The 24,833-nt window shown below is 71.1% G+C and carries 18 protein-coding genes; 9 read left to right on the top strand and 9 right to left on the bottom strand.

Features of this window, described 5'->3' with window-relative positions:
- The first annotated feature begins 52 nt into the window (after window positions 1–52).
- The 3 genes from OHS71_RS07655 to OHS71_RS07645 all read left to right on the top strand — a co-directional run bounded on the left by OHS71_RS07655 (window position 53) and on the right by OHS71_RS07645 (window position 3,303).
- Window positions 53–463, top strand: coding sequence for a hypothetical protein (locus OHS71_RS07655; protein ID WP_328478116.1), 411 nt, complete (start codon window positions 53–55; stop codon window positions 461–463).
- Window positions 464–547: 84 nt separating this feature from the next.
- Window positions 548–2,659 (top strand): phage holin family protein, encoded by a 2,112-nt coding sequence (locus OHS71_RS07650; protein ID WP_328478114.1) that lies wholly within the window; start codon window positions 548–550, stop codon window positions 2,657–2,659.
- Between the two features lie 218 nt (window positions 2,660–2,877).
- Window positions 2,878–3,303: an OsmC family peroxiredoxin gene (locus OHS71_RS07645; protein ID WP_020125610.1), complete on the top strand. Its 426-nt coding sequence runs from the start codon at window positions 2,878–2,880 to the stop codon at window positions 3,301–3,303.
- A 72-nt stretch (window positions 3,304–3,375) separates the two neighbouring features.
- On the opposite strand, the gene OHS71_RS07640 is transcribed toward OHS71_RS07645, so the two are convergent.
- The 4 genes from OHS71_RS07640 to OHS71_RS07625 form a co-directional block, all read right to left on the bottom strand.
- Window positions 3,376–3,786: a hypothetical protein gene (locus OHS71_RS07640; protein ID WP_328478112.1), complete on the bottom strand. Its 411-nt coding sequence runs from the start codon at window positions 3,784–3,786 to the stop codon at window positions 3,376–3,378.
- Window positions 3,783–5,570: a right-handed parallel beta-helix repeat-containing protein gene (locus OHS71_RS07635; RefSeq protein ID WP_328478110.1), complete on the bottom strand. Its 1,788-nt coding sequence runs from the start codon at window positions 5,568–5,570 to the stop codon at window positions 3,783–3,785. The genes OHS71_RS07640 and OHS71_RS07635 overlap by 4 nt, the downstream gene beginning before the upstream one ends.
- 369 nt (window positions 5,571–5,939) lie before the next feature.
- Window positions 5,940–6,803 carry a helix-turn-helix domain-containing protein gene (locus OHS71_RS07630; RefSeq protein ID WP_328478108.1) on the bottom strand — a complete coding sequence of 288 codons (864 nt, stop codon included), beginning with the start codon at window positions 6,801–6,803 and terminating at the stop codon, window positions 5,940–5,942.
- Window positions 6,804–6,913: 110 nt separating this feature from the next.
- On the bottom strand, window positions 6,914–7,762 hold the full coding sequence (locus OHS71_RS07625; protein ID WP_328478106.1) for a helix-turn-helix domain-containing protein: 849 nt from the start codon (window positions 7,760–7,762) through the stop codon (window positions 6,914–6,916).
- Between the two features lie 359 nt (window positions 7,763–8,121).
- Here OHS71_RS07625 and OHS71_RS07620 point away from each other — a divergent pair, with 359 nt between their 5' ends.
- Complete coding sequence (locus OHS71_RS07620) at window positions 8,122–8,427, top strand: 4a-hydroxytetrahydrobiopterin dehydratase (protein ID WP_328478104.1); 306 nt, start codon at window positions 8,122–8,124, stop codon at window positions 8,425–8,427.
- Window positions 8,428–8,513: 86 nt separating this feature from the next.
- Window positions 8,514–9,278 (top strand): class I SAM-dependent methyltransferase, encoded by a 765-nt coding sequence (locus OHS71_RS07615; protein ID WP_328478103.1) that lies wholly within the window; start codon window positions 8,514–8,516, stop codon window positions 9,276–9,278.
- A gap of 147 nt (window positions 9,279–9,425) precedes the next feature.
- On the opposite strand, the gene OHS71_RS07610 is transcribed toward OHS71_RS07615, so the two are convergent.
- The 3 genes from OHS71_RS07610 to OHS71_RS07600 all read right to left on the bottom strand — a co-directional run bounded on the left by OHS71_RS07610 (window position 9,426) and on the right by OHS71_RS07600 (window position 15,903).
- Window positions 9,426–9,821, bottom strand: coding sequence for a hypothetical protein (locus OHS71_RS07610; RefSeq protein WP_328478101.1), 396 nt, complete (start codon window positions 9,819–9,821; stop codon window positions 9,426–9,428).
- Between the two features lie 108 nt (window positions 9,822–9,929).
- The gene (locus OHS71_RS07605; protein ID WP_328478099.1) at window positions 9,930–12,593 is read right to left on the bottom strand and encodes a cellulose binding domain-containing protein; all 2,664 of its coding nucleotides are present in this window, start codon (window positions 12,591–12,593) and stop codon (window positions 9,930–9,932) included.
- 394 nt (window positions 12,594–12,987) lie between these two features.
- Window positions 12,988–15,903 (bottom strand): glycoside hydrolase family 48 protein, encoded by a 2,916-nt coding sequence (locus tag OHS71_RS07600; RefSeq protein WP_328478097.1) that lies wholly within the window; start codon window positions 15,901–15,903, stop codon window positions 12,988–12,990.
- Between the two features lie 264 nt (window positions 15,904–16,167).
- Here OHS71_RS07600 and OHS71_RS07595 point away from each other — a divergent pair, with 264 nt between their 5' ends.
- From OHS71_RS07595 to OHS71_RS07580, 4 genes are all read left to right on the top strand, one after another.
- Window positions 16,168–17,691, top strand: a complete 1,524-nt coding sequence (locus OHS71_RS07595) for a cellulase family glycosylhydrolase (protein WP_328478095.1) — start codon at window positions 16,168–16,170, stop codon at window positions 17,689–17,691.
- Window positions 17,692–17,780: 89 nt separating this feature from the next.
- Complete coding sequence (locus OHS71_RS07590; protein ID WP_328478093.1) at window positions 17,781–19,505, top strand: glycoside hydrolase family 6 protein; 1,725 nt, start codon at window positions 17,781–17,783, stop codon at window positions 19,503–19,505.
- Between the two features lie 270 nt (window positions 19,506–19,775).
- Window positions 19,776–20,726 carry a class I SAM-dependent methyltransferase gene (locus tag OHS71_RS07585; protein ID WP_328478091.1) on the top strand — a complete coding sequence of 317 codons (951 nt, stop codon included), beginning with the start codon at window positions 19,776–19,778 and terminating at the stop codon, window positions 20,724–20,726.
- A 164-nt stretch (window positions 20,727–20,890) separates the two neighbouring features.
- Window positions 20,891–21,625, top strand: a complete 735-nt coding sequence (locus tag OHS71_RS07580) for an SDR family oxidoreductase (RefSeq protein WP_328478089.1) — start codon at window positions 20,891–20,893, stop codon at window positions 21,623–21,625.
- A 68-nt stretch (window positions 21,626–21,693) separates the two neighbouring features.
- Here the strand turns inward: OHS71_RS07580 and OHS71_RS07575 are convergent, their stop codons facing one another.
- Window positions 21,694–22,530, bottom strand: a complete 837-nt coding sequence (locus tag OHS71_RS07575) for an aldo/keto reductase (protein WP_328478087.1) — start codon at window positions 22,528–22,530, stop codon at window positions 21,694–21,696.
- Window positions 22,531–22,686: 156 nt separating this feature from the next.
- Entirely contained in the window at window positions 22,687–24,513 is a 1,827-nt protein-coding gene (locus tag OHS71_RS07570; RefSeq protein WP_328478085.1) for an AMP-dependent synthetase/ligase, read from the bottom strand.
- Window positions 24,514–24,833: the final 320 nt, after the last annotated feature.

The raw sequence follows: 24,833 nt of genomic DNA, 5'->3' as shown, positions 1-24,833 counted from the left end.
CCTACGGGCAGGAGTAGGGTCGGCGGCGAAACCCGGAGGTGAGGGGGACGCCATGGGACCGGTGCGGGTCATGCGGGTCACGGCGATCGCGAGTCTGACGCCGCTCGAGGAACTGGACGCCGATCCCTTCCTGGTCGATTCCCGCAGTCAGCACGCCATGTGCGCGCGGTGGGCCGCGGAGCGCGGCTACGTCGTCGGCCGGGAACTGCTGGTGCGCGGGCTGCGCGCCGACCACTGCGTGCTGTGGGACGGGGTCAGGGCCGGCGTCGACCTGTTCGTCGCGCCCAGCCGCCGGGTGCTCGAGAGCGCGCTGTCGTCCGTGGAGGAGTTCTCCGCGGAGTGCGCGCGGCGCGGCGTACGGGTGGAGACGGTCGGCACCGCCGAGCCCGCCTACGACGCCCAGATGAAGGCCCGCGTGCACCGCCGGCTGTCGATGCCGACGGCCGGCTACGACGGAAGGTAGACCCGGCCGGCCCTCCACCGCGGTATGACAGGGTGGAAGGCGGTCGCCGCGGGCGTCGGGGCCGGAACGTGAGGTGTACGGGGCGTGCGTGGGGTGCGTTGGCGGCGGGCCGCCAGTCAGATCGGGCGGAGCATCGCGGTGTGGGGTGTCTCCACGCTCACCATGCTGGTGCTGGCGGGGATCCTGCCGGACTTCCGGCTCCAGTCGCCCGACGGCGACAGCGCGACCACCATCGCGAGGACCGCGGCCGTCGGCGCCGGGGTGTTCGGTCTGCTCTCGGCCCTGTTCTGGCCCCTGCTGGTGCGTCTCCTGCTGCTCGTACCGGCGCTCGTCATCGGTCTGCTGGTGTTCTTCCTCAACGGCTCACTGCTGCTGCTCGCCCTGCGTCTGAACCCCTCCGGGCAGAGCGAGGTGGCCCCGGAGACCGCCGTCATCGTCGCGGCCGTGATGTCCGCCGTCGCCTCCGCGACCGGCGGCGCCCTGGCCGTACGCGACGACGACGCCTACCGCCGCCGCCTGTACCGGCTCGCCGACCGCCGCCGAAGACGCGGCCCCGCCTGCCCCACCACGCCCGGCACGGTCTTCCTCCAACTGGACGGCGTCGGCCACGACGTGCTGTCCCTGGCGGTGCGCAAGGGTCTGATGCCGACCGTCGCCAGGTGGCTGGGCGGCGCCCCGGAACCGGAGGGCGGGCAGGGCCGCGCGGGAGAGGTCCCCCGGCCGAGCCACCGGCTCACCTCCTGGCGCACGGACTGGTCCAGTCAGACCGGTGCCAGCCAGCTCGGAATCCTGCACGGCAGCAACCACGACGTGCCCGCCTTCCGCTGGTACGAGAAGGACACCGGCGAGGTGATGGTCTGCAACCGTCCCACCAGCGCCGCCGAACTCCAGCGCCGCGCGGTCGAACACACCGGTGACGGCGGGCTGCTGTCCGCCGACGGAGCGAGCCGGGGCAACCTCTTCAGCGGCGGCGCCGACGAACAGGCCCTCGTGCTGTCCATAGCCGCCCGTCGGCGCAGCCGCGAGACCCGTTCCCGGGCCGGGTACTTCGCCTACTTCTCCGACCCCGCCAACGCCGTGCGCACCGCCCTGTCGTTCGTCGCGGAGGTCGTCCGCGAGATATTCCAGTCCACCCGGGCCCGACTGCGCAGGGAACGCCCCCGCGTGGGGCGCGGCGGCCTCTACCCGTTCGTCCGGGCCTTCGCGACCGTCGTCGAACGTGACGTCGTGGTGGCCGCCGTGACCGGGGACATGCTCGCCGGGCGCACCGCCGTCTACGCAGACCTCGTGGCGTACGACGAGGTTGCTCACCACTCCGGGCCGCTGGGCCGCGACACCGAGCAGGTCCTCGGCCGTCTCGACCGGGCGCTGTCGCTGCTCGAGAACGTCGCCGAGCACGCACCCCGCCCCTACCGGATCGTCGTCCTCTCCGACCACGGCCAGAGCCCGGGCGAAACGTTCCGCACCCGCTACGGCCTCACCCTCGGCGACCTGGTGCGGGCCGGCTGCGGGCTGCCCGTGCCGCGCAGGGCGGAACGCACCCACAGCGGAGCCGAGGCCCGGGCTGCCGTCCGCGCCGCGCTGCGCCGGCCCGTCGAGGAGGGCGGCGGCCGCCACCGTCCGTCCGGCCGCCGCTCGGAGCCGATCGTGCTGGCCTCGGGGAACCTCGGCCTGATCTCCTTCCCGGACGTGCCCCACCGGATGAGCAGGGAGGAGATCGACGCCCGCCACCCCGGCCTGCTGACCACCCTCGCCAACCACCCCGGCATCGGCTTCCTCCTCGTGCGCAGCGAGGACCACGGGGGCGTCGTCCTCGGCGCGCACGGCGCGGAGATCCCGCTGGACCGACTCGACCGGACGCCCGGCCCGCTGGCCGCGTTCGGGCCCGGCGCCGCCGACGCGGTGCGCCGCACCCACTCCTTCCCGCACACCGCCGACATCATGGTCAACTCCTTCCATGACCCGGCCGACGGCGAGGTCCTCGCCTTCGAGGAGCAGATCGGCTCCCACGGCGGCCTCGGCGGCGCCCAGTCCCGGCCGTTCCTGCTGTCCCCGCTCGAGCTGTCCGCACCCGTCGAGGACCACGAGGAACTGGCCGGCGCGGAGCACGTGCACCGCGTCCTGCGCCGCTGGCTGCGCGAGTCCGACGGACCCCAAATACCGCTCGGGACGGCACCGGAGGAACGCGCCGCCTGAAAACTGGCTGCGCGCCGCCGCTCGTCCTCACCGACGGCCGGTGCGACGTGCTGCGGGTCCGGCGCGAGCACGTGTACCTGATCCCGCAGGGCCGACGGCTGCCGTTCACCGCGTTGGGGCCGGTGTTCAGGGTGCGGTGACGCGGAGTGTGATCGGATGGGGCACGGAAACCCGCCCGACGGGATCCCCCTGCACACCCCCATGCGAAAGGAAGAACCGTGGCTACCACGCGCTCCGCACACACGGTCTGGGAAGGCAACCTGCTCGAGGGCAACGGGGTCGTGACCTTCGACTCCTCCGGCATCGGTCAGCAGCCGGTGTCGTGGCCGTCGCGCGCCGAGCAGGCGAACGGCAAGACCAGCCCGGAGGAGCTGATCGCCGCCGCCCACTCCAGCTGCTTCTCCATGGCGCTGTCGCACGGCCTGGCCGGCGCGGGCACCCCGCCCACCAAGCTCGTCACCTCGGCGGACGTCACCTTCCAGCCGGGAGAGGGCATCACCGGCATCCACCTGACGGTGGAGGGCACCGTTCCGGGCCTCGACGACGACGCGTTCGCCGCCGCTGCCGAGGACGCCAAGAAGAACTGCCCGGTCAGCCAGGCGCTCACCGGCACGACCATCACCCTGTCGGCCAAGCTCGCCTGAGCCACCGCTCCGGGATCCGGGGCGCGGGAGCCGGTACCCGGTGGTACCCGGCCGCCGCGCCCCGGCGTGCGTTCAGACGAGCCCCGTGAGCCCCCTGATCGCCGACTGGGCCCACTCCTGCGCTCCCACCGCCGTCCCGGCCGCGAGGCCGGTCGCGACGGGCGCCAGGGCGCCCTTGAGCATGGTCACCGCGCGGCGGAGCCTTCCCGGCTCGGGTGACTCCGGGCCGGTGATCTCCGCGAGGACCTCCTGTGCCGCGCTCTCGGCGTCCTCGCGCTCCCGGTCGCCGAGACCGGCCGCGGGCAGTTGCCGGAGCAGTTCGGTCACCAGCGTCGCGAGGGCCTCGTGCCCCTCGGCGACCGCGTTGTTGTTGAGCTGCTGGTTCTGGGTGGCCGTCTCGTTGTTCCAGGCGAACTGGGAGTTCGACACGCCCCCGTTGAACACGGGACCGTCGTAATGGTGCACCTGCTGCGGGTCGTTCATCGGCCGGCTCCGTCCTTGTCGCTCTGGGCGCTCTGGGCGCTCTGGTGGCTCTGGGTGTCCTGCGCGCTCGGTGTGCCCCGACCGCCGTGCTCGCCCGCGGTGCCCTGCTGCTGGACGACGTTGGTGTTGTTCCACGCCAACTGGGCGCTGTGGACGGCCTCGACGAAGACCGGGCCGTGGTAGTGGTTGACGACGGTCGGCGGCGGGGCCGGCTCCGTGATCTCCCTGACCGGCAGCGAGGTGCGGAGCCCGACGAGTTTGACGCGGCCGTTGTGCTGCACGGCCAGTCCCGTCGTCCCGGCCACGTCACAGTCCGCCAGCCGCCCGCCGCAGGCGTCGTCGAAGCGCAGGCCGGTGGCCGCGCAGTCGTCGAAACGGCTGTCGGCGACGTCCAGGTACGCGGACCCTGTTCCGCACAGGCCGTACGACTCCGCGCCGGTGACGGTGAGGTTGCGCGCCACGAGCCGCGCGGTGCCGAACGCCAGCGCCCCACCGGTGCTCACGGCCGAGACCTCGCTGTCGTGCACGTGCAGCTGTGCCTCCTCGCCGACCCCGAACCCCAGCAGCCCGCGCTCCGCCGAAACCCCCTTCAGCGTCACACGGGACTGGCCGACGGCCGCCACGGCGGCCATGTCGAAGTCGAGGAGCCTCGCGTCGGTGAGCTCGGCCGTCGTGCCCCCGTTGCCGCGGGTCTCCAGGCCGAACGGGCAGCGCTCGACGCGGACCTGTGTGAACCCGGCCTTGCTCTCGTCCCAGACCCGCAGTGCGATGCCGGTCAGGTCCCGGACGTCGAGGCGGCTGAACCGGCCCCTGGCCTTCTCGGTGACGGCGACGCCGACATTGCCTCCCGAGACGCGGCAGCCGTTCACCTGCGGGGCGCCGCCCCGGGTCGACAGCACCCCGACGTTCCCCGCGCCGAGGATCTCGCAGTCCTCGAACGTGCCACGGCCCGAGTCCTGCACATGGATGCCGGTGTCGCGGCAGTCGGCGAACACACAGCCGTGCACCGAAGGGTCGGCGCCGCTCGCCACCAGGATGCCGTTCTCGGCGTCGGTGACACGCGTGCCGCGCACCGCACCCCGGGACTGTTCGACGAAGGCCAGTCCCGCCATGTGCACGCCGTGGACCGTGCACCCCTCGACGGTCAGCTCCGCCTGCGTGTCCGCCATGACGGCCGCCTTCTCGGTGCCGGTGAGGTCGCATCCGGAAAGGTGGGCCCAGGCGTCGCTGACGCGTACGCCGTGGATCCGGCTGCCGTCGATCCGGCTGTCGAGGACCGTCACCCGGGCGCTCTCGATCACCGCGACCGCGTTGTCGGCGGCGGCGGTGAACAGACAGCGTTCGACGCGCCCCGAGGAACCCGCGAAGACCGTGCGGCCGTACCGGAATCCGCTGTCGGTCAACGTCATGGAGGTGCCCGGCCGGGCGTGCGCGCAGACCCCGTTGTGCGCCCGGATCTCCACCCGGTCGAGGGTGAGGGCGCCCGCGTGGCAGTCGACGACGCCCGCGTCGGCGTCACGGCCGACCAGCACGAGGCCGCGGACCACGACCGACCCCGAGACGTCCAGCACCGTGCCGCGGGGCCGGGTCACCACGACGGAGCCGGCGTCACCGAGGGCCGTGAGCTCGATCTCGCCCCGCACGGTGAGCGACTCCTCGTACCGGCCGGGAGCGATCTCCACCCGGGCCGGCCGGCCCCGGGCGCTCGCGGCGCGCAGCGCGGACCCGATGTCGGGGTGGGCGCCCCGGCCCCCGCGCGGCGACACCAGGTACCTCTTGACCATGCCCGCTTCCCCCGCAGTGCCCGACAGTGAAGCCACGTCGACTCGCGGTCACCGATGCTACCGGAGCGGGCCGCAGAGGCCGGTGTGCGAGCGGTGCCTTCACGGGACCTCCCGACGGTCCCGCCCGCGTCCCGCGGAGCCGGGCGAGACCCCGTACGGCCTCGCAGCCCGCGAGCGCGACCCGGGTACGGCCCCGACCTCGCGGGCGGGACGGTGTAGGGCCTCACGGCCTACGGGCGACTCCCGCGTACACGGGCACGATGCCCTCGGCCGGGACCGCCACGTCTTCGGGGGTCCGGTCGCCGACCGGCGACCGGGACGGCGAAAGGAGGGAGTCAGGAGTTCGGCGAGCAGGGCGGGGGCGGGTGTTCAGAGGCTTCCGCGGGCGTCCCGCAGGATCTTCTTCGTGCGGTGCGCGGACGCGGCGTGCGTCGTCATGTGGTCGAGGACCTCCAGATGCGCGGAGACCTCCTTGCGGTCGTCGAGGTACAGGGCGCCGGTCAGGTACTCCGTCACGACCATGTCCGGCAGTTCGGGTTCGGCGAAGCGGAACAGGGAGAACGGCGCTGACGTTCCCGGATGCGGGCCGGCCGCGAACTCGGACACCTGAAGGGTGATCCGGTCCCGCTCGGCGAACTCGACGAGTCTGTCGAGCTGTTCGGCCATCACGGTGGCGTCGACGCTCACCGGCCGGCGCAGCACCGTCTCGTCCATGACCACCCACAGATGGGGCGGGTCGTCGCTCTCCAGCAGCCGCTGGCGCGCCAGCCGCAGCGACACGTGCCGCTCGATCGACTCCGGGGTCGTCTGCCCCACGGTCCCCGCCTCCAGGACCGCCCGGGCGTACGCCTCCGTCTGGAGCAGCCCGGGGACGAAGTGCGGTTCGTACGAGCGGATCAGCCGGGCCGCGCCCTCCAGGCTGACGTACAGGCTGAACCACTCCGGCAGCACGTCGTGGTAGCGCTGCCACCAGCCGGGCCGGTTCGCCTCCTCGGTGAGAGAGACGAACGCCTCGGTCTCCGCGGCGGAGACGCCGTACGCGTTCAACAGCACCTGCACGTAGGGCACCTTGAGGGCGACGTCGGCCGTTTCCATCCGCCGTACGGTCGCGGGGGCCACCCGCAGTGCGCGGGCCGCCTCGTCGCGGCCCAGCCCCGCCGCCTCGCGCAGCTCCTGGAGCCGCCTGCCCAGCACCACCTGGCCCACCGTGGGTGCGGGCCGTCGCTCACTCACCCCACGTCTCCCCTACGCGTCGAGACACGCGGGCCAGTGTGTCACGTCCAGGCCCCGTTGCCACCGGAACGGAGTCGAACGTTCATCGGAAAACGGAAGCTGATCATTCATCAGTCGATCAGCGAACGCAGGTACTTGACCGTGGCCGGGTCCGCGGGCAGGAACGTCTCGACGGCCAGCTCGGCCACGGTCACGTCCATGGGGGTGTTGAAGGTGGAGACGGACGAGATGAAGGAGAGCACCCGCCCCTCGTGCTCGATCAGCATCGGCAGCGCGAAGTGGGGGACGGGCTCAGCCGGTTCGGCCGCCCGCCCGGCTTCCGCCGCCGGCCGGCCCTCCGCCACCGGGTACCCGGCGACCTCCTCGTACAACTCCCGCAGCGGCGCCGACCGGTACAGGGCGATCTGCCGCTCCATCTGGGCGAGCAGGTGACCGCGCCACTCCCGCAGGTTGCGGATGCGCGGTGCGAGACCCCGCGGGTGGAGGGTCAGACGCATCGCGTTGAGCGGCGGCTCGAGCAACGACTCCGGGATGCCGTCCAGCAGCATGGTGATCCCGCGGTTGGCCGCCACTACGTCGTACCGCGCGTCCATCACCAGCGCCGGATACGGCTCGTAGCCCCGGAGCAGCCTTTCCAGGCCGGCGCGCAACGCGTCCAGCGCCGGATCGTCCAGTGGGGTCTGCGGGTAGCGCGGGGCGTGACCGGCCGCCAGGAGCAGCGCGTTGCGCTCACGGACGGGCACGTCGAGGTGCTCGGCGAGCCGCAGCACCATCTCCTCGCTGGGCCGGGACCGGCCCGTCTCGACGAAACTGATGTGCCGGGCCGAGGAGTCGGCGCGCAGCGCCAGCTCGAGCTGACTCAGCCGCCGCCGCTCCCGCCAGGCCCGCAGCAGCGGGCCCACACCCTGGCCGACGGGGCTGGCGGAGGCGGCGTCCGTACCGGTCGCGAGAAGGGTCATGCCTGCGACCGTAGCCGGTCGCCCCGGGTTCCCACGGCTGCGGGAGGGCGACGTGCTCGGCCCCCTCGGCGACGCGCCGGCGTGCACCGGTCGGACGCCGGCGACTCCACGGGGCCGGTCCGCGCAGGCGTCCCGCGCACGGCCGTGCGGCGGCGCCGGGCTGCCGCGCGCGTGGGTGGAGCAGGTGCAGGGCCGGGCCGCGATCGCCGCACCGGCGGACGACCCGGCGGCCGGACGGTTCCGCGCCCGAGCCGGCCGGCACCCCTGCCGAGCCCTTCCCGAGCCCTTCTGACCAGGGCCGCCACGGCCTTCCTGTGGCACGCTGGACAGGTACGCGACACCAGGAAGGGAGCCGTGCCATGGCCGTCGAACCGCTGTCGCAGAAGGAGATCGAGGACCGTCTGTCGGAGCTGCCCGGCTGGTCCCTGGACGGCGACCGGCTCACCCGCACCTACCGGCTGGACTCCCACTTCGCCGCGACCGCACTGGTCGTCCACGTCGCCCGGATCCAGGAGGAGCTCGATCACCACTCCGAGCTCACTCTCGGTTACGACAGGGTGTCCCTCGCCGTGAACACCCACAGCGCGGGCGGCGCCGTCACCGACCTCGACGTCGAACTCGCCCGCCGGGTGGAGGCCGCGGCTCACGCGCACGGCGCGCGCTGACCAGCGACGGACGGGCGGGGGGCTCCGCGCGGCCGCACCGGCTGTACGGGGGAGACACGGCGGTCACCGAACCGGGGGGAACGCGCTTGCTGGACTACGACGAGGAAGCCGAACGGTACGACGTCTGGCGCGGCGGCGAGCCCAGGGCGGCGGCCGCCGCGGATGCCGTCCTCGGCCTCGTGCCGGGCCGGGCGCGCAGTCTGCTCGACGTGGCCTGCGGCACGGGCATCGTCACCCGGCGTCTGGCGGCCGGGCGGCCGGGCCTGCGGGTGACGGGACTGGACCGGTCGCCCGCCATGGCCCGGCACGCCGCCGCCCGGCTCCCCGGAGCGGTGGTCCTCGCCGACTGCCGCCGGCTCCCGTTCCGCAACGGCGAGTTCGACGCCGTCAGCAGCGTGTGGCTGCTGCACCTGGTCGAGGACGTCGTGGACGCGCGCCGGATCGTCGCCGAGTGCGCCCGGGTGCTGCGGCCCGGCGGGACGTACGTCACCACGGTCGACAAGGGCGCCTCCCACAACGTGGGCAGCGACATCGATGTCGTGCTGTCCTCGCGCCCGCCCCGGCCGGCGTCCGACGCCGCGGCGCTGGTGGAGTCGTACGCCGTCGGAGCGGGCCTGGTCCCGGCCGCTCGGGCGGGTTTCACCGGGCGGGGGCAGGGCCGCAGCCCGCGCCGGGCCATCGCGGACCTGCGGCGCGGTTGGTTCGTCACCCTGCCGCCCGGTCATCCCCGGGCCGACGAGTTCGCCGCCCGGCTCGCGGCCCTGCCCGACCAGGACCGGCCCCGCCCGGACCCCGTGTTCACCCTGAGGGCGTTCGGGAAGCCGGTCCACGGGCCGCCCCCGGGCGGCTGAAGTCCATGACCCAGTTCGTCAGCGAGTTTCTTCCTCGGTGACGGCATGGCCACCGCGCCCAGGCCGGCGGTCCACACCCCGTGACGGAAGCGGTGAGGCGGCCCCGCCCGGTTCGGGCGGAGCCGCCTCCTCACCGTCGTGCGCAGGTCAGTTCAGAGCCTTGGGCACGTCCCCGTAGAACTTGATGGCGGGCCAACCGCGCGAGATGAGCAGTTCGTTGAGCGCTTCGGCGACGTCCAGGGCGGTGACCTTCTGCAACGTGGGCGAGGGCATCCGGTCGATGCTGAAGGTCATGGTGATGTAGCCCTCCTCCGGACCCGGCGGGGTGGTACCGCGGAACTGGGTGCTTCCGCCCCATTCCTCGTCCGCATCGGAGGCCTGCCGGGCGACGGAGCCCTGCTCGGTGACGCCGCCCTGCCGGGCCGCGGCGGTCCGGTCGCTCACGTCGGCCTCCTCGGCCCGGGCGGATCCGGCGGACGTGAGCACCGCGCCCGCCGCGGCCGAACTCGAATAGCCCAACAGGGCACGTCTGGACACTCCCATGGCTTCCCCTCCCCGTTCTCCTGCCCCCGGGACGGAGGCAGGATCGAGCGTATGGGCGAAAAGGGGGCTGTGGTGCTGAACGAGTTCGTCCGGTTGGAGCTGCCGGGCTCACCCCACCGTGCAGCTCTGGTCGCCGAGTCCGAACGCCATCGGTTTGGCGTTCGTGCCCGACCAACTGCCCGTGAAGCCGAAGCTGACGGACGACCCGGCCGCCACGTTGCCGTTCCAGCCGATGTTCTTCGCCGTCACCGTCGGACCCGCCTGGGTGTAGTCGGCGTTCCAGAGCTGGGAGACGCCCTGCCCGTTGGCGAAAGCCCAGTTGAGGCTCCAGCCGGACCAGGCGCTCGTGCCGGTGTTGGCGAGCTTGACGTCCGCCTGGAATCCGCCCGACCACTGGTTGGTGATCGTGTACGTCACCGCGCAGGCGCCCGTCGGGGTGGGAGTCGGGTCCGTGCCGCCGCCCCCGCCCCCGCCCCCGGTGTCGGAGGTGTCTCCGTAGATCACACCCCGGCCGTTGGTCGAGACGTACACGCGCCCGTACACCCGCGGGTCACCGGTGATCGCCGCGCCCGTCCAACCCCATTGGTGGGCGTCGTCGTTGACGCGGGTCCAGGTGACGCCCTTGTCCGTCGAGCGGAAGACGCCACGAACCCCGGCGATCTTCGCGCCGGCGTAGAGCGTCTGGTACGAGGCGCCCGCAGCCGCCTTGCCGAAGCCGATCGTGTCGGCCTGCTCCACGGACGACAGCTTGGTGAACGTGGCTCCGGAGTCGGTGGAGTGCCACAGCCCGTACGCCCCGTCGCTCGCCCCGCCGGCCAGCCAGACGTCGCCCTTGCCGCCGGGCAGCGCTTTGAACCGCACGCTGTCCGCGCTGGGCAGGCCGCTCGCGGCGGACGCGGTGAAGGTCGCGCCGCCGTCCGAACTCACATAGAACCTGCCGGACTTGAAGCCGTAGAAGGTTTTTGCGTCGACCCGGTCGGACTCGACGACCGCACCGGCGGGGATGCCGCTCGACGCCGACCACGAGGTGCCGTACCCGGTGGTGTACTGCACGCCCGCGCCCGCCGGACTCCACACGAAGCGGCCGCCGTCCGCGGACGCGGCGACCGTGCCGCCGCCGCTGACGCCCGAAGGATCGGTGCCCGCGAACCAGTTGGCGCCGTTGTCCGTCGAGAACGCCACATGCGGCCCCGAGTCGAGATTGCCGACCCGTACCACGGTGCTGGGGTTCGTCTCGGCGTAGTCCAGGCTCGTCGTCGTCGTGAAGTTCGGGGAGGTGAACATCATCGACGGCACCTTGGTCAGGTCCGTGTGGCGGAAGCCGCCGATGTCGCCGAGCGCGCTCAGCAGCGGGGCGCCGGCCGGGGGAGAGACGATGTCGTTGACCGCCGTCTCCTCCAGCCCCTGCACCATCGGCCTGACGGTGAACTGGCCGCCGCTGTCCCAGTTCGCGAGGTTCTCCGTGCCGTAGATCGTCGCGCCCGTCCCGTACATCATGCGACTGGAGTTGAACGGGTCGATCTCCAGCGCCTCGGTCATCCAGCCGAGTTTGGGTGTCTGCTCCGGAGGTGACGGGTTGGCGCCCCAGGTCAGCCACGGCGACGAGGAGACGTCCATCGTGAAGCGGTTGGCGCGGCTGGGATACGAGGTGTAGTCCCAGGCCTTCGTCCAGGCTCCGCCGCTGTTCGTGGACCGGAAGATCTGGGTGTCCGGCCACCAGGCACTGTAGGCGGTGGCCATGACGGTGCCCGGCTTCTGCCGGTCGATCGTCAGCCCGCTGAAGCCGTAGTAGGTGTCGGCCTCCGCCACCGGGGAGATGTCCGTCCAGCTCCCGGTGGCCGTCGCATAGCGCCACAGCCGGCCCTTGCCGCCGTCGTACGGCCCGCCCTTGTCGCTGTAGGCCAGGTACAGATAGCCGTTGACGGTGTCCAGCACGCCCTTGTGCGCCAGATATCCCGTCGGCTGCCCGGCCAGCCGCGACCAGGTCGCGCCGGCGTCCGTCGAGCGGTACACCGCGTTGTCCTTGTCCGCCACCCCGACGTAGACCGTCTTCGTGGCGGTGCCGGACGTGCCCGTGGACTCGTCGAAGGTGACCCAGACGATGCCCTGGTTGTCGGACGCGTACCCGCTCGTGTCGGTCGGATCCTGCTGGTAGTTGCCGACGTTCGGGAAGTTCGCCACCTGCGACCACGTGACGCCCGAGTCCGTCGACCGCCACAGGCCCTTGCCGCTCGGCGCGCCGAGGTACAGGACACTGTTCCTGTTCGGGTCGACCGCGAGTCGTTCGCCCATCCCGCGTCCGGGCATGTTGCCGCCCAGCTTGAAGGGCAGGTCCGTCTTCTGCCAGCTCGCGCCCCGGTCACCGGAGCGCAGCACGGCCCCGTTCCCCGGGTCCCAGCTGTTGGTGTACGTGCCGACGGCCGCGTACACCTTGTTCGGGTCGACGGAGTCGGAGGCCAGGCTCACCACCCCCGTGTGCCCCCAGTCCGCCCAGCCGACCGAGTCCAGCAGGGGCGTCCAGGTCTTGCTCGACTCCTGCCAGCGGTACGCGCCGCCGATGTCGGTGCGCGCGTAGGCGAGGTTCTTCTCCTTGCGGTTGAAGACGATGCCCGGCACGAAGCCGCCGCCGTCGATCCGGGCGTTCTTCCAGGTGTACGACTCTGCCGCCAGGGTCGTGCGCGGACTGCCGTCCGCGGCCACCACGGGCGGACTGCCGGCAACCAGACCGGCGGCGAGCGCCAGTACGGCCGTGAGGATGCGGGTTCTTCGCACGGTGGGGGGTCCTTCCTCGCGAAACGCCATGGGGAGGGGACAGGGTGCGGGGGGAGAGAGCGGGACGCGCGGGACGTTCGGGAAGTGCAGGGCGTTCAGGGTGTTGAGGAGGTGCGGTCGCCAGAGGTGCGGTCGCCGGGCGAGGCCGGGCGGGGCGGTATGTGGCAGGACGTGCGACTGCCGGGCGGCCCCCTGTGCGGGTGGGGGCCGCCCGGCGGGACCCCGTCGTCAGGTGACGGGGCCACGTACGCGGAACCTCGAGCGCTCCGCCGGAGGGCGGCGCCACCCCGCATCCCCGCGCCCCGAAGGGCGAGGGGGCGCGGACAACCATGCGGTCGGCCGCATCCGGCCCGCAGACGGACACCGCCCGACCCGCGGAGCGCTCAGCGGGGGTTTATTCGAGTAGCTCCGCGTACGAGCCCATGGCCAGGGCGATGTCCGCCTGGGCCCAGAACCGGTGGTACGTGAACACGGGCGCGGCTCCGCCCGCGAGATAGCCCTCGATCTTCGACCAGGCCGGGTCGTTCTTGTAGAAGGAACGCAGCGAGGCGAAGGTCGAGGAGGAGTTGACCGTGTCGCCGTTCGGCATCTTGCCGCTGAAGCCGCTCGGGACGTACACGGCGTCGTCGAAGCGGTTGTAGTCGGCGCGGGTCTCCGGGACCGCGATGCCGAGGGCGTCCTGGTTGTGTGCCCACATCCCGTCCAGGAGCGCCTTCGCGGTCGTCCTCGCCTCCGTGTCACCTGACTTGGCGGCGTAGTACGTCAGGGTCTTGGCGTACGCGGCGGCCACGCCCACGTCGTTGGTGTAGTCGGCGACGGTGACATGAAGTCCCGTGTTGGAGCCGGGACTCGACGCGTTCCAGGTGTCGGGCTGACCCGTCCACTGGAGCGTGGAGGGGATGAGGAAGGTGCCGTCCGGGTTGATCGTGGTCTTGGACAGCGCCCAGTCGACCCACTTGTCGAGGACCGCCTTCGCGTTCGCGTTCCCCGTCTGCTGGTAGTACTCGGCGACCCGCTCCATCGACCACGCCTGGAAGCCGAACCACTGGTTGGACGGCGGGTCGTGGTAGACGGGCTGCTGGTCGTAGTACATCCCGTAGAAGGTCGACGTGCCGGCCGGAGGAGTCGCGTAGCGTCCCGCCCAGCTGTTCGTCGCCCCGCCGGCGATGGCGCCTTCGCTGGACTGGAGCCAGCGGTAGAACTCCAGCTGCCGCGTCAGCGACTTCGCCCAGTCCGCCTGGCCCGTCGCCGACTTGGGCTTCAGGTCCGCGTAGCTGCTGAGCGCGTAGGCGGCCAGGGGGTTCTGGTAGCCGCCGTGGGTGTGACTGGAGCCGATGCGCCAGGCCCAGCCGGCGCTGGTGTCCGTGGCGCCGCCCCAGGCGTAGTACCAGGACAGCAGGTAGTGCGAGGCGTCCTTGCCGGTGCCGGCCGCACACGCGGTCGGTCCGACGCAGTTGCCGATCTTCTTGAAGTACTTGTCGTACATCGCGTAGCGCAGGTAGTCGCCCATCTTCGCGGCCTTGCCGACTGCCGCGGAGACGTCACCGCCCTTGCCCTGGGCCTTGGCCCAGATGTCCGCCCAGTACGCGGCCTGGACGACCCGTGCGTCGGCGTCGGGGGCGTTGGTGAACTTCCACTGCTTCGCGTAGGAGGCGTCTCCGGTGAACAGGTCCAGATAGCCGTTCGTGCCGCCGTACTTGAAGGCGTCACAGGTGGGCTGCGGCACCGTCTCCCACACCGACTCCTGCGCGCCGCGCTGGAAGGTGTTGATGTACGACGGGCCGGTGTCGGTCGGGCCGGCCTCGCACTTGCCCGGTGCGTTGCCGTAGCCGTAGGTGTTGTCGACGTCCTGGAGCCAGTGCATTCCGTAGACGTCGTCCGTGCCGTAGGCGGTCTTCAGTTCACCGGCCAGTGGGTCCGATCCCACGGACACACCGGTGTCCAGCTTCGCCGGATACTCGTTCGGAGTGTCCAGCTCGGGCGCGTACGTCGCCGGTTTGGACGCGTTGTAGAACGAGTTGGTCGGCTGGTCGGCGTGGGTGGGGATCATGTACTTCTCCATGATGTCCCAGGCGCCGTTGAACTTGGTCCAGTCGCCCGTGATCTTCCCGTACATCGCCTGGAGCCAGAGAAGGTAGCTGTACGCCTCCGACGTCGTCTCGTGCCCCTGGTCCGGAGCCTCGACGATCAGTGTCTCGACCGAGTGGTACGGGATGCCCTCGGGGGAGAAGTAGCCGTTCGCCGGGTTGGTGATCTTGCCGTAGAGGTCGAGGAACCGGGCGTCGTAGGCCTTGGTGCCCGCGATCTCGGTGGCCGTGACCGAGGCCTTCGCATGCCCGGTGGCCGTCGACTCGAAGGTCGCGGCGCCCGTGCCTGAGGCGTTGGCCGTGATGGTCACGGTCTGGGCGGTGTTCCAGTTCGACGGGGTGAAGGTGAGGCCGGCGCCGCCCGTCACCGTCAGACCCGTGTTTCCGGTGGTCCGGGCGGTCGTGACGGTCACGTTCGCCGAGGGCTGGGTCGACAGCTTCAGCGTGTAGGTGCCCGTCTTGCCCTGCTGGACGGCCAGTTGATTCGCCGAGGCGACCACGGCCGGTCCCGAGGCGACCGTGATGCCGACCGGGGTCGACGAGGCCGACGCGCCCAGGCTGTCGTAGGCCTTGGCGACCAGGGAGTGGCTGCCCACGGACAACCCGGTGGCGGACAGGGCGTACGGCGCGCTCGTGTCCGTGCCCAGCAGGGTCGTGTCGTCATAGAACTCGATCTTGCTGATGGTCGCGCCGTCGGCGGCCGCGGCGGTCGCGGCGAGCGGCACCGCGTTCCCCTGCGTGTAGACGGCGCCCGCGGTCGGGCTGGTCAGCACCGTCACCGGCGGCTGGTGCGCACCGGCACAGGTGGTGCCGTTGACCGCGAAACCCGCGGGCGCGGCGTTCGTCCCGCTGTAGGTGAACTGCGCACCCGTGCCGACCGCCGCGCCCGCGGCGATCGTCCCGTTGTACGAGGCGTTGTTCACCGTGATCTGCTGACCGGACTGCGACCAGCTGCCGTTCCATCCGTTGGTGAGTTTCTGGTTGCCCGCGTAGGAGTACGTCAGGGTCCAGCCGCTGATCGGGTCGGTGCCGCGGTTGGTGAGGGTCAGGTCCGCGGTGAACCCCGAGCCCCAGTCATTGGTCTTGTAGTCCACGCTGCACTGGAGCGCGGCCGCCTGGGCGGGAGTCGTGCTCGTGCTCAGCATGGCGAGGGGAAGCGCGAGGGCCGCCAGGGCGGCGGTCCACAGGCGCCGCGCCCCGCGGCGTCTGCTTGAAGGTTCCATGGTGCTGGTTCCTCCTTGCGGCTCGGAGAAGTGGGGGAGGAGCAACAAGCCTTGAACCAGTGGGAGCGCTCCCATAGTGGGGATGGGGGTGGTGGCGGTCAAGGTGCTTGAAGAGTCGAAAAGATTCGACGACGGGCGTTGAGTAAAAGTCAGCAACGCCTCTGTTCTTTGCCGGTGCTTGGCGCTAGCTTCGAGACACCAGTGGGAGCGATTCCATCAGTCGACGCGTCCGTCACGACGCGCCTGATCTGCAAGGAGTCGCTCATGCGACACCCCCCGCGTTCAGTACTCTCAGCCTTCGCCGGCACGGTCGCCCTCGTCGCGGGCGCCCTGCTGCCGGTCGTCACGGCTCAGGGAGCCACGCCCGCGTGCACGGTGGAGTACTCGGTCACCGGCCGGTGGGACGCCGGCTTCCAGAGCGCCGTGAAGATCACCAACAACGCAACCCCCGTGAGCAGTTGGAAACTGACCTTCGATTTCGCGAACGGCCAGAAGGTCACCCAGGGGTGGAGCGCCAAGTGGTCCCAGTCCGGAACCACCGTCACCGCGGCGAACGAGAGCTGGAACGGCTCCCTCGGCACGGGCGCGAGCGTCAGCGCGGGCTTCATCGCCTCCGCGTCGGGGGCGAACGCCGTACCGACCACGTTCAAGCTCAACGGAACGACCTGCAACGCCGACACCCAACCCACCCCCACCCCCACCCCGACCGCGCCACCCACGACGGACCCGCCCGGCACCGGTGACGGGCCACCCGCACTGCACGTCTCGGGCAACAAGCTGCTGGACACCGGCGGAAAGACCCGCCGTCTGCTCGGCGTGAACCGCTCCGGCGGCGAGTTCATGTGCGTGCAGGGGCGCGGCATCTGGGACGGTCCCGTCGACGACGCCGCCGTCCAGGCGATCGCCGACTGGAACGTCGACACCGTCCGCATCCCGCTCAACGAGGAGTGCTGGCTCGGCCTGTCGAACATCAACTCCGCGTACGGCGGCGCCAACTACGTCAACGCCGTCAAGGACCTGGTGGCCCGCGTCGAAGCACACGGCATGACGCCGATCGTCGAACTGCACTGGACGTACGGGCAGTACACCGGCAACTCGGCCGGATGCCCGGACGTGCACGCCAGTTGCCAGAAGCCGATGCCCGACATGCAGTACACCCCGTCGTTCTGGACCTCGGTGGCCAACGCCTTCAAGAACGACCAGGCCGTCGTGTTCGACCTGTTCAACGAGCCCTACCCGGACCGTGCCACCTCCACCACCACCCAGGCGTGGCAGTGCTGGCGGGACGGCGGTACCTGCCCCGGCATCGGGTACGAGGTCGCCGGTATGCAGGATCTCGTCGACTCAGTCCGGGCGACCGGCGCCAGGAACGTGGTCCTGGCCGGCGGACTCGCGTACTCCAACGACCTGAGCCAGTGGCTGACGTACAAGCCCGCCGACCCGACCGGCAATCTCGCCGCCGCCTACCACGTCTACAACTTCAACAGCTGCGCGAACGAGAGCTGCTGGAACTCCACCCTGGCACCGGTCGCGGCCCAGGTGCCGCTCGTGGCCGGGGAGATCGGGGAGAACACCTGCTCGCACGGCTTCGTCGACCAGGTCATGAAGTGGTTCGACGACCGCGGCCTGTCGTACCTGGGCTGGACCTGGAACACCTGGGACTGCTCCACCGGCCCGTCCCTGATCTCCGCCTACGACGGGACGCCCACCGCGTACGGCACCGGCCTGCGCGACCACCTGCGCGCACTCCACGGACAGGCGCCAACCCGACCGGACGACCGGTCCTGAACCAACGGACCGGACCGGCGGGCCGAACCACCGGAAAGAGCAGCCGAGACAACGGACCACACCCGCGACCGAGAAGGAAACCCGCACTCATGAGCCGTAGCAGAACAGCGGTACTCGCCGCGCTGGCGCTGGTGGCCGGCGCCTCCGGGACGGCGCTCGCCGTCGTCCCCGGAGATCCGGGCATCGCCGCCATCCCGTGCAGCGTCGACTACAAGGTGCAGAACGACTGGGGCACCGGCTTCACCACCGCCGTCACCGTGACCAACAATTCGACCGCCAAGTCGAGTTGGTCGGTCAAGTGGTCCTACGCCGGAACCCAGAAGGTGACCAACGCGTGGAACGCGAAGGTCACCCAGTCCGGCATGGCCGTCACCGCCGCCAACGAGAGCTACAACGGGACGCTGGCGACCGGCGGTTCGGTCAGCTTCGGATTCCAGGGCACCTACACCGGCACCAACGCGATCCCGACCGCGTTCACCCTCGACGGCGTGACCTGCAACGTCGACAGCGGGACCGGCGGGCCCACCGACCCCGGCACCCCGACCGACCCCGGAACCCCCTCCGCCAAGGTCGACAACCCCTACGCCGGCGCCAAGGTGTACGTGAACCCCGAATGGTCGGCGAAGGCCGCCGCCGAGACGGGCGGCAGCCGTATCTCCAACCAGCCCACCGGTGTCTGGCTCGACCGCATCGCCGCCATCAACGGTGCGAACGGCGGGATGGGACTGCGCGCCCACCTGGACGCGGCGCTCGCCCAGAAGGGCAGCGGCGAGGAAGTTGTCCAGCTGGTCGTCTACGACCTTCCCGGACGGGACTGCTCGGCTCTGGCCTCCAACGGCGAGCTCGGCCCGACGGAGATCGACAAGTACAAGACGCAGTTCATCGACCCGATCGCGACGATCCTCGCCGACAGCAAGTACGCCGGCCTGCGGATCGTCACCACCATCGAGATCGACTCGCTGCCCAACCTGGTCACCAACACCGGCAGCCGGGCCACCGCCACACCGGCCTGCGACACGATGCTCGCCAACGGCAACTACGTGAAGGGCGTCGGGTACGCGCTGCACAAGCTCGGCGCGATCCCCAACGTCTACAACTACATCGACGCCGGTCACCACGGCTGGCTCGGCTGGGACGACAACTTCGCCCCGTCGGCGACCCTGTTCAAGCAGGCCGCCACGGCCGAGGGCGCCACGGTCAACGACGTCCACGGGTTCATCACCAACACGGCCAACTACAGCGCCCTGAAGGAGAACAACTTCACCATCAACGACTCCGTGGCCGGCAAGTCGGTCCGCGAGTCGAAGTGGGTCGACTGGAACCGGTACGTCGACGAGCTGTCGTACGCCCAGGCGTTCCGCACCCAGCTCGTCTCGGTCGGCTTCAACTCCGGAATCGGCATGCTGATCGACACCTCCCGCAACGGCTGGGGCGGCACCGCCCGGCCCACCGGCCCGGGAGCCACGACCAGCGTGGACACCTATGTCAACGGCGGCCGCTACGACCGCCGTATCCACATCGGCAACTGGTGCAACCAGTCCGGCGCCGGCCTCGGCGAGCGGCCGAGGACCGCCCCGGCGACCGGGATCGACGCCTACGTCTGGATGAAGCCGCCGGGGGAGTCCGACGGCTCGAGCTCCGCCATCTCCAACGACGAGGGCAAGGGCTTCGACCGCATGTGCGACCCGACGTACACGGGCAACCCGCGCAACGGCAACAGCATGTCGGGCGCCCTGCCCAACGCGCCGCTGTCCGGGCACTGGTTCTCGGCCCAGTTCCAGCAACTGATGCAGAACGCCTACCCGCCGCTGTAGGCCGGTGGGCCGATCCGCGGACGGCGCGGTGAGGCGACGGTGATCCGCCGGGGCCGGTGATCGCCCTTCGGGGCGGGGCCGGCTCCGCGGGACCGCCGACCGTGCTGCCGAGCAGTTCCTGTCCGGCCGCTCCAGCTTGACGGGAGCGGCCGGACAGGCGCGACCGGGTTTGCCGTCGGCAGCCGATTTTTTGCCGCTGCGGCAACAAAAGTGGCCCCGGACCGGTGGGTCGGCGCACGCTGGCGACACACCGGACGAGAGGCTGAGACCATGGCGCACCACCCGCACGAGCCCCACGCCGACCAGCACACCGAGGGCCACGGTCATGATCACGGCCCGGCTGCCGACGGCCATAAGCACGGCCACGGCGACGGCACGGCCATCGACTGGGCCGAGATGGCCCCGCACCTCGAAGCGCAGGCGGAACTGTTCACGCCCCTGTACGAGCGGGCCCTGTCCTGGCTCGGGAAGGAGGTGACCGAGCCCGGCCTGATCGTGGACGTGGGCAGCGGCCCCGGGGTCGTCTCCTGCCTGTTCGCCGAGACGTTCCCCGGTGCGCGGGTCATGGCGGTCGACGGCTCCGCGCCGTTGCTGGAGCGGGCGCGGCAGCGCGCCGACCGGCTCGGGTACGGCGACCGCTTCGGCACGCTGGCCGGAGAACTCCCGGCGGCGCTGGGCGAGCTGGACTACCCGGCCGACCTGATGTGGGCCGGCCGCAGTCTGCACCACCTGGGCGACCAGCGCGCCGCCCTGGCCGCCTTCGCCGAGCGGCTCGCGCCGGGCGGGACGCTGGCGATCATGGAAGGCGGTCTGCCGACCCGGTTCCTGCCGCGGGACCTCGGCTTCGGCCGGCCCGGCCTCGAGGCACGGCTCGACGCGTTGCAGGAGGAGTGGTTCGCGCGGATGAGGGCAGATCTGCCCGGCTCCGTCGACGAGTCCGAGAACTGGGCGGCACTGCTCGACGCGGCCGGCCTGAAGCACACCCGTACCCGCAGCTTCCTGCTCGACCTGCCCGCGCCCGCCTCCGAACGGGCCCGCGCCTACATCACCGCGTCCCTGGCCCGGCTGCGGGACGTCTACGGCGACTCCCTCGACCCCGACGACCGAGCCGTGGTGGACCGGCTGCTCGACCCGAAGGACGAGGCGGGCGTGCATCGCAGGGCGGACGTGTTCGTGCTCGCGGCCCACACCGTGCACACGGCGGTCAAGCCCGTCCGCTAGACCCCGCCGGGGCGAGCCGGCCTTCACGTCGGTCCGGTGTCACTTGACTTGGAGAGCTCTCCAAGTGATGGACTGCGTGCCGCGCGACGCACGTCGAGCGCGGCCGCGCACGCAGCAGGCGTGTGCGGCCGATCCGCACGGCCGACGCACATGGGGGACACATCATGGCCAACACACCGGGCGCTTCGCATTCTCCGGCCGCGGAATCTCCGGTCGCACTGATCACCGGAGGCGGCAGCGGCATCGGCGCGGCCGTCGCGCGGCAGCTGCTGGACGCCGGGTACCGGGTGACCGTCACCGGACGCGGGGAGGAGCGGCTGCGCGCCTTCGCCGCGGGACTCGGCGAGCCGAAGGAGCTGCTGACGGTGGTGGGGAACGCCGCCGACTACGACGGCGTACGGTCCGCGGTCGACCGTACGCTCGAGGCATATGGCCGGCTGGACACGGTCGTCGCCAATGCGGGGACCGCCACCCACGACTCGGTCGCCGAGGGCGACCCGGCCGGGTGGACCGACATGGTGCTGACCAACGTGCTCGGCCCCGCGCTCCTCGTCCGGGCGTCGATCGACGCGCTGAAGGAGACCCGCGGGCGGATCGTCCTGGTCGGCAGCGTCGCGGGCTTCGTGCCCACGCCGGGCAATCTCTACGGGGCGACGAAGTGGGCGGTGACCGGCCTCGCCGAGAACACCCGCCGCCAGGTCACCGAGTGGGGTGTCGGCGTGACGCTGATCGCGCCCGGCCGGGTCGAGACCCCGTTCTGGGACAGCTACGGCAGCCTGCCGCCCGGGCACCTGCTGACCGCCGACCAGATCGCCGACTCCGTCGTGTGGGCCATCCGGCAACCCGCGGGAGTCGACGTCAACACGGTCGTCGTGCGGCCGGTCGGGCAGCCCAACTGACGAGCGCTCCGACGCGTCGAGGGCGCTTCCCGGCCGGGGAGCGCCCTCGCAGGCGAGCGGGAGGAACTTCAGCCGACGTCGAACGTCGCCGGGTCCGGACCGATACGCCGGTCCTCGTCGAGGGCGCTGATGGCAGCCAGGTCCTCGGTGTCCAGGCTGAAGTCGAACACGTCGATGTTCTCCTTGATCCGCGACGGCGTCACGGACTTCGGGATCACGACGTTGCCGAGCTGGAGGTGCCAGCGCAGCACGACCTGGGCCGGGGTGCGGTCGTGCTTGCGGGCGATGGCCACGATCGCCGGGACCTCGAGCAGGCCCTTGCCCTGGCCCAGCGGGGACCAGGCCTCCGTGGCGATGCCCCGGTCCGTGTGGATCTCGCGCGAGGCCTGCTGCTGGAGGTGCGGGTGCAGCTCGATCTGGTTGACGGCCGGGACGACCGACGTCTCGCCGATCAGGCGCTCCAGATGCTCCGGCAGGAAGTTGGACACGCCGATGGCGCGTACCCGGCCGTCCGCGAGGAGCTTCTCGAACGCCCTGTATGTGTCCACATAGGTGCCGCGGGTCGGCAGCGGCCAGTGGATGAGGTACAGGTCCAGGTAGTCCAGACCGAGCTTCTCCAGCGAGGTGTCGAACGCGCGGAGCGTCGAGTCGTACCCCTGGTCGCTGTTCCAGAGCTTGGTGGTGACGAAGATGTCCTTGCGGGGCACGCCGGAGGAGGTGATGGCCTTGCCGGTGCCCTCCTCGTTGCCGTAGATCGCCGCTGTGTCGATGCTGCGGTACCCGGCCTCCAGCGCGGTGGAGACGGCCTGCTCCGCCTCGTCGTCCGGCACCTGCCAGACACCGAAGCCCAGCTGGGGCATCTCGACGCCGTTGTTGAGGATGATCGGGGGGACCTTGCTGCTCACGAGCTCTTGATCCTTCGGTTGTCCGTCAAAGTGGTACTCCATCGTCAACGATCACGGCGAGTGATGCATTCCTGACCCCCGGATCCCTCTTCGCGTACCCGTCCGAACGCCGTCTCACGCCGCCGCCGGGAATCTGCCGGGAAATCGCCGGGAACCTCACGAGCGGTACAGCGCGTCGACCTCGTTCGCGTAGGCGGTCTCGATGGCCTTGCGCTTCAGCTTCAGTGACGGGGTCAGCAGTCCGTGCTCCTCGGTGAAGGGCTGGGCGAGGATACGGAAGGTACGGATCGACTCGGCCTTCGAGACCAGCGTGTTGGCCGCCACGACGGACCGGCGCACCTCCGCCTCCAGATCCGGGTCGCTGACCAGCTCGACCGGCGGCATCTGCGGTTTGCCGCGCATCTGCAGCCAGTGCTCGACGGCTTCCTGGTCGAGGGTGACGAGGGCGGCGATGAACGGCCGGTCGTTGCCGACGACGATGCACTGGTTGACCAGCGGATGGTCACGCACCCGCTCCTCCAGCAGCCCGGGCGAGACGCTCTTGCCGCCGGAGGTGACGAGGATCTCCTTCTTGCGGCCGGTGATGGTGAGGTAGCCGTCCTCGTCGAGCGATCCCAGGTCACCGGTGGCCAGCCAGCCTTCGTGCAGGCTCTCGTCGGTGGCCTTGGGGTTGTTGAGATAGCCCTGGAACACGTTGTCGCCGCGCAGCCAGATCTCGTTGTCGTCCGCGATGTGCACGGTCATGCCGGGGATGGCCTGGCCGACCGTGCCGTATCTGGTGCGCCCGGGCGGGTTGGCGGTCGCGGCGGCCGTCGTCTCGGTCAGGCCGTAGCCCTCGTAGATCTGTACGCCGGCGCCGGCGAAGAACAGGCCGAGCCTGCGGTCCATGGCCGAACCGCCGGACATGGCGTGCCGCACCCGGCCGCCCATCGCCGCCCGGACCTTGGAGTAGACGAGCTTGTCGAACAGCTGGTGCTGCATTCGCAGACCCGCCGAGGGGCCCGGTCCGATGTCCCAGGCCTTCGCCTCGACCGCCTCGGCGTAGTTCACGGCCACGTCGACGGCCTTCTCGAACGGCCCTGCCCGGCCTTCGCGCTCCGCCCTGCGGCGGGCCGCGTTGAAGACCTTCTCGAAGATGTACGGCACGGCCAGGAAGAACGTGGGCCGGAAAGCGGCCAGGTCGGGGAGCAGGGCGGCCGCGTGCAGCTGCGGCTGGTGGCCGAAGCGGACCCTGCCGCGGATCGCGGCGATCTGCACCATCCGCCCGAAGACGTGCGCGAGCGGCAGGAACAGCAGGGTCGCCGCCTCGTCGCCCTTCCGGGAGTGGAACACCGGCTCCCAGCGCTCGATGACCGTGTCCGCCTCGAACATGAAGTTGCCGTGGGAGATGACACAGCCCTTGGGGCGGCCCGTCGTGCCGGACGTGTAGATGATCGTCGCGGTCGAGTCGGGGGTGACCGCTTCCCGATGGCGGTGCACCACGTCGTCCTCGATGGAGGCGCCGGCGTCGTACAGCTCCTGCACGCACCCCGAGTCCAGCTGCCACAGCTGCCGCAGCCGGGGGAGGCGGTCGATGACGGTGGCGATGGTCATCGAGTGGTCCTCGTGCTCGACGACCGCGGCCGTGCACTCGGCGTCGTACAGCATCCAGAAACACTGCTCGGCCGACGAGGTCGGGTAGACCGGCACCACCTGGGCGCCGATGGTCCACAGGGCGAAGTCGAACAGCGTCCACTCGTAGCGGGTGCGGGACATGATCGCCACGCGGTCGCCGAAGCGGATGCCCTGCGCGAGGAGCCCCTTGGCCAGGGCGAGGACCTCGTCGCGGAACTCGCCGGTGGTCACGTCCCGCCACTCGCCCGCCTCGTCCTTGCGTCCGAGAGCGACGTACTGCGGGTCCTCCTGGGCGTGCGTGAACACGACGTCGGCCAGACCGCCCACCGGCGGTGCCGACGCCAACGGAGGGTTGGTGAACTCACGCAAACCCGCACCCCGCCTCTCGTGGCCGCACAGCGCGTGAAAGCTACCCCACCCGACGACGGGAAGGGAGGGGGGCGGAAAGCGAACGATGCTCTCGTCTGCGCTGGTCAGTGCCGGAAAATGGGCTCACATGGGGAAGGGTCGGACACAAAACTGACGGACGAGTAAGTATCGGCACCCGTAATCTCCACCGAATCTGCCCGTACCGCTTACGGAGTCCGGCCCCGGCCGGAGCCCGTCACGGCCGGCGCCGCAGCGGCCCCGTCCCGAGGTCGGGAGCGGGAGGCCGCCTCGCCTCCCGGCTGCACCGAAGCGTCCCCTTC

This window comes from Streptomyces sp. NBC_00377 (assembly GCF_036075115.1).
Lineage (GTDB): Bacteria > Actinomycetota > Actinomycetes > Streptomycetales > Streptomycetaceae > Streptomyces.
This window is presented reverse-complemented; position numbering and strand designations above follow the sequence as displayed.

Coding starts and splice junctions, on each gene's coding strand:
- OHS71_RS07655 (WP_328478116.1), top strand. CDS start 53: ATGGGACCGGTGCGGGTCATGCGGGTCACGGCGATCGCGAGTCTGACG.
- OHS71_RS07640 (WP_328478112.1), bottom strand. CDS start 3,786: ATGAACGACCCGCAGCAGGTGCACCATTACGACGGTCCCGTGTTCAAC.
- OHS71_RS07635 (WP_328478110.1), bottom strand. CDS start 5,570: ATGGTCAAGAGGTACCTGGTGTCGCCGCGCGGGGGCCGGGGCGCCCAC.
- OHS71_RS07625 (WP_328478106.1), bottom strand. CDS start 7,762: ATGACCCTTCTCGCGACCGGTACGGACGCCGCCTCCGCCAGCCCCGTC.
- OHS71_RS07620 (WP_328478104.1), top strand. CDS start 8,122: ATGGCCGTCGAACCGCTGTCGCAGAAGGAGATCGAGGACCGTCTGTCG.
- OHS71_RS07610 (WP_328478101.1), bottom strand. CDS start 9,821: ATGGGAGTGTCCAGACGTGCCCTGTTGGGCTATTCGAGTTCGGCCGCG.
- OHS71_RS07600 (WP_328478097.1), bottom strand. CDS start 15,903: ATGGAACCTTCAAGCAGACGCCGCGGGGCGCGGCGCCTGTGGACCGCC.
- OHS71_RS07595 (WP_328478095.1), top strand. CDS start 16,168: ATGCGACACCCCCCGCGTTCAGTACTCTCAGCCTTCGCCGGCACGGTC.
- OHS71_RS07590 (WP_328478093.1), top strand. CDS start 17,781: ATGAGCCGTAGCAGAACAGCGGTACTCGCCGCGCTGGCGCTGGTGGCC.
- OHS71_RS07585 (WP_328478091.1), top strand. CDS start 19,776: ATGGCGCACCACCCGCACGAGCCCCACGCCGACCAGCACACCGAGGGC.
- OHS71_RS07580 (WP_328478089.1), top strand. CDS start 20,891: ATGGCCAACACACCGGGCGCTTCGCATTCTCCGGCCGCGGAATCTCCG.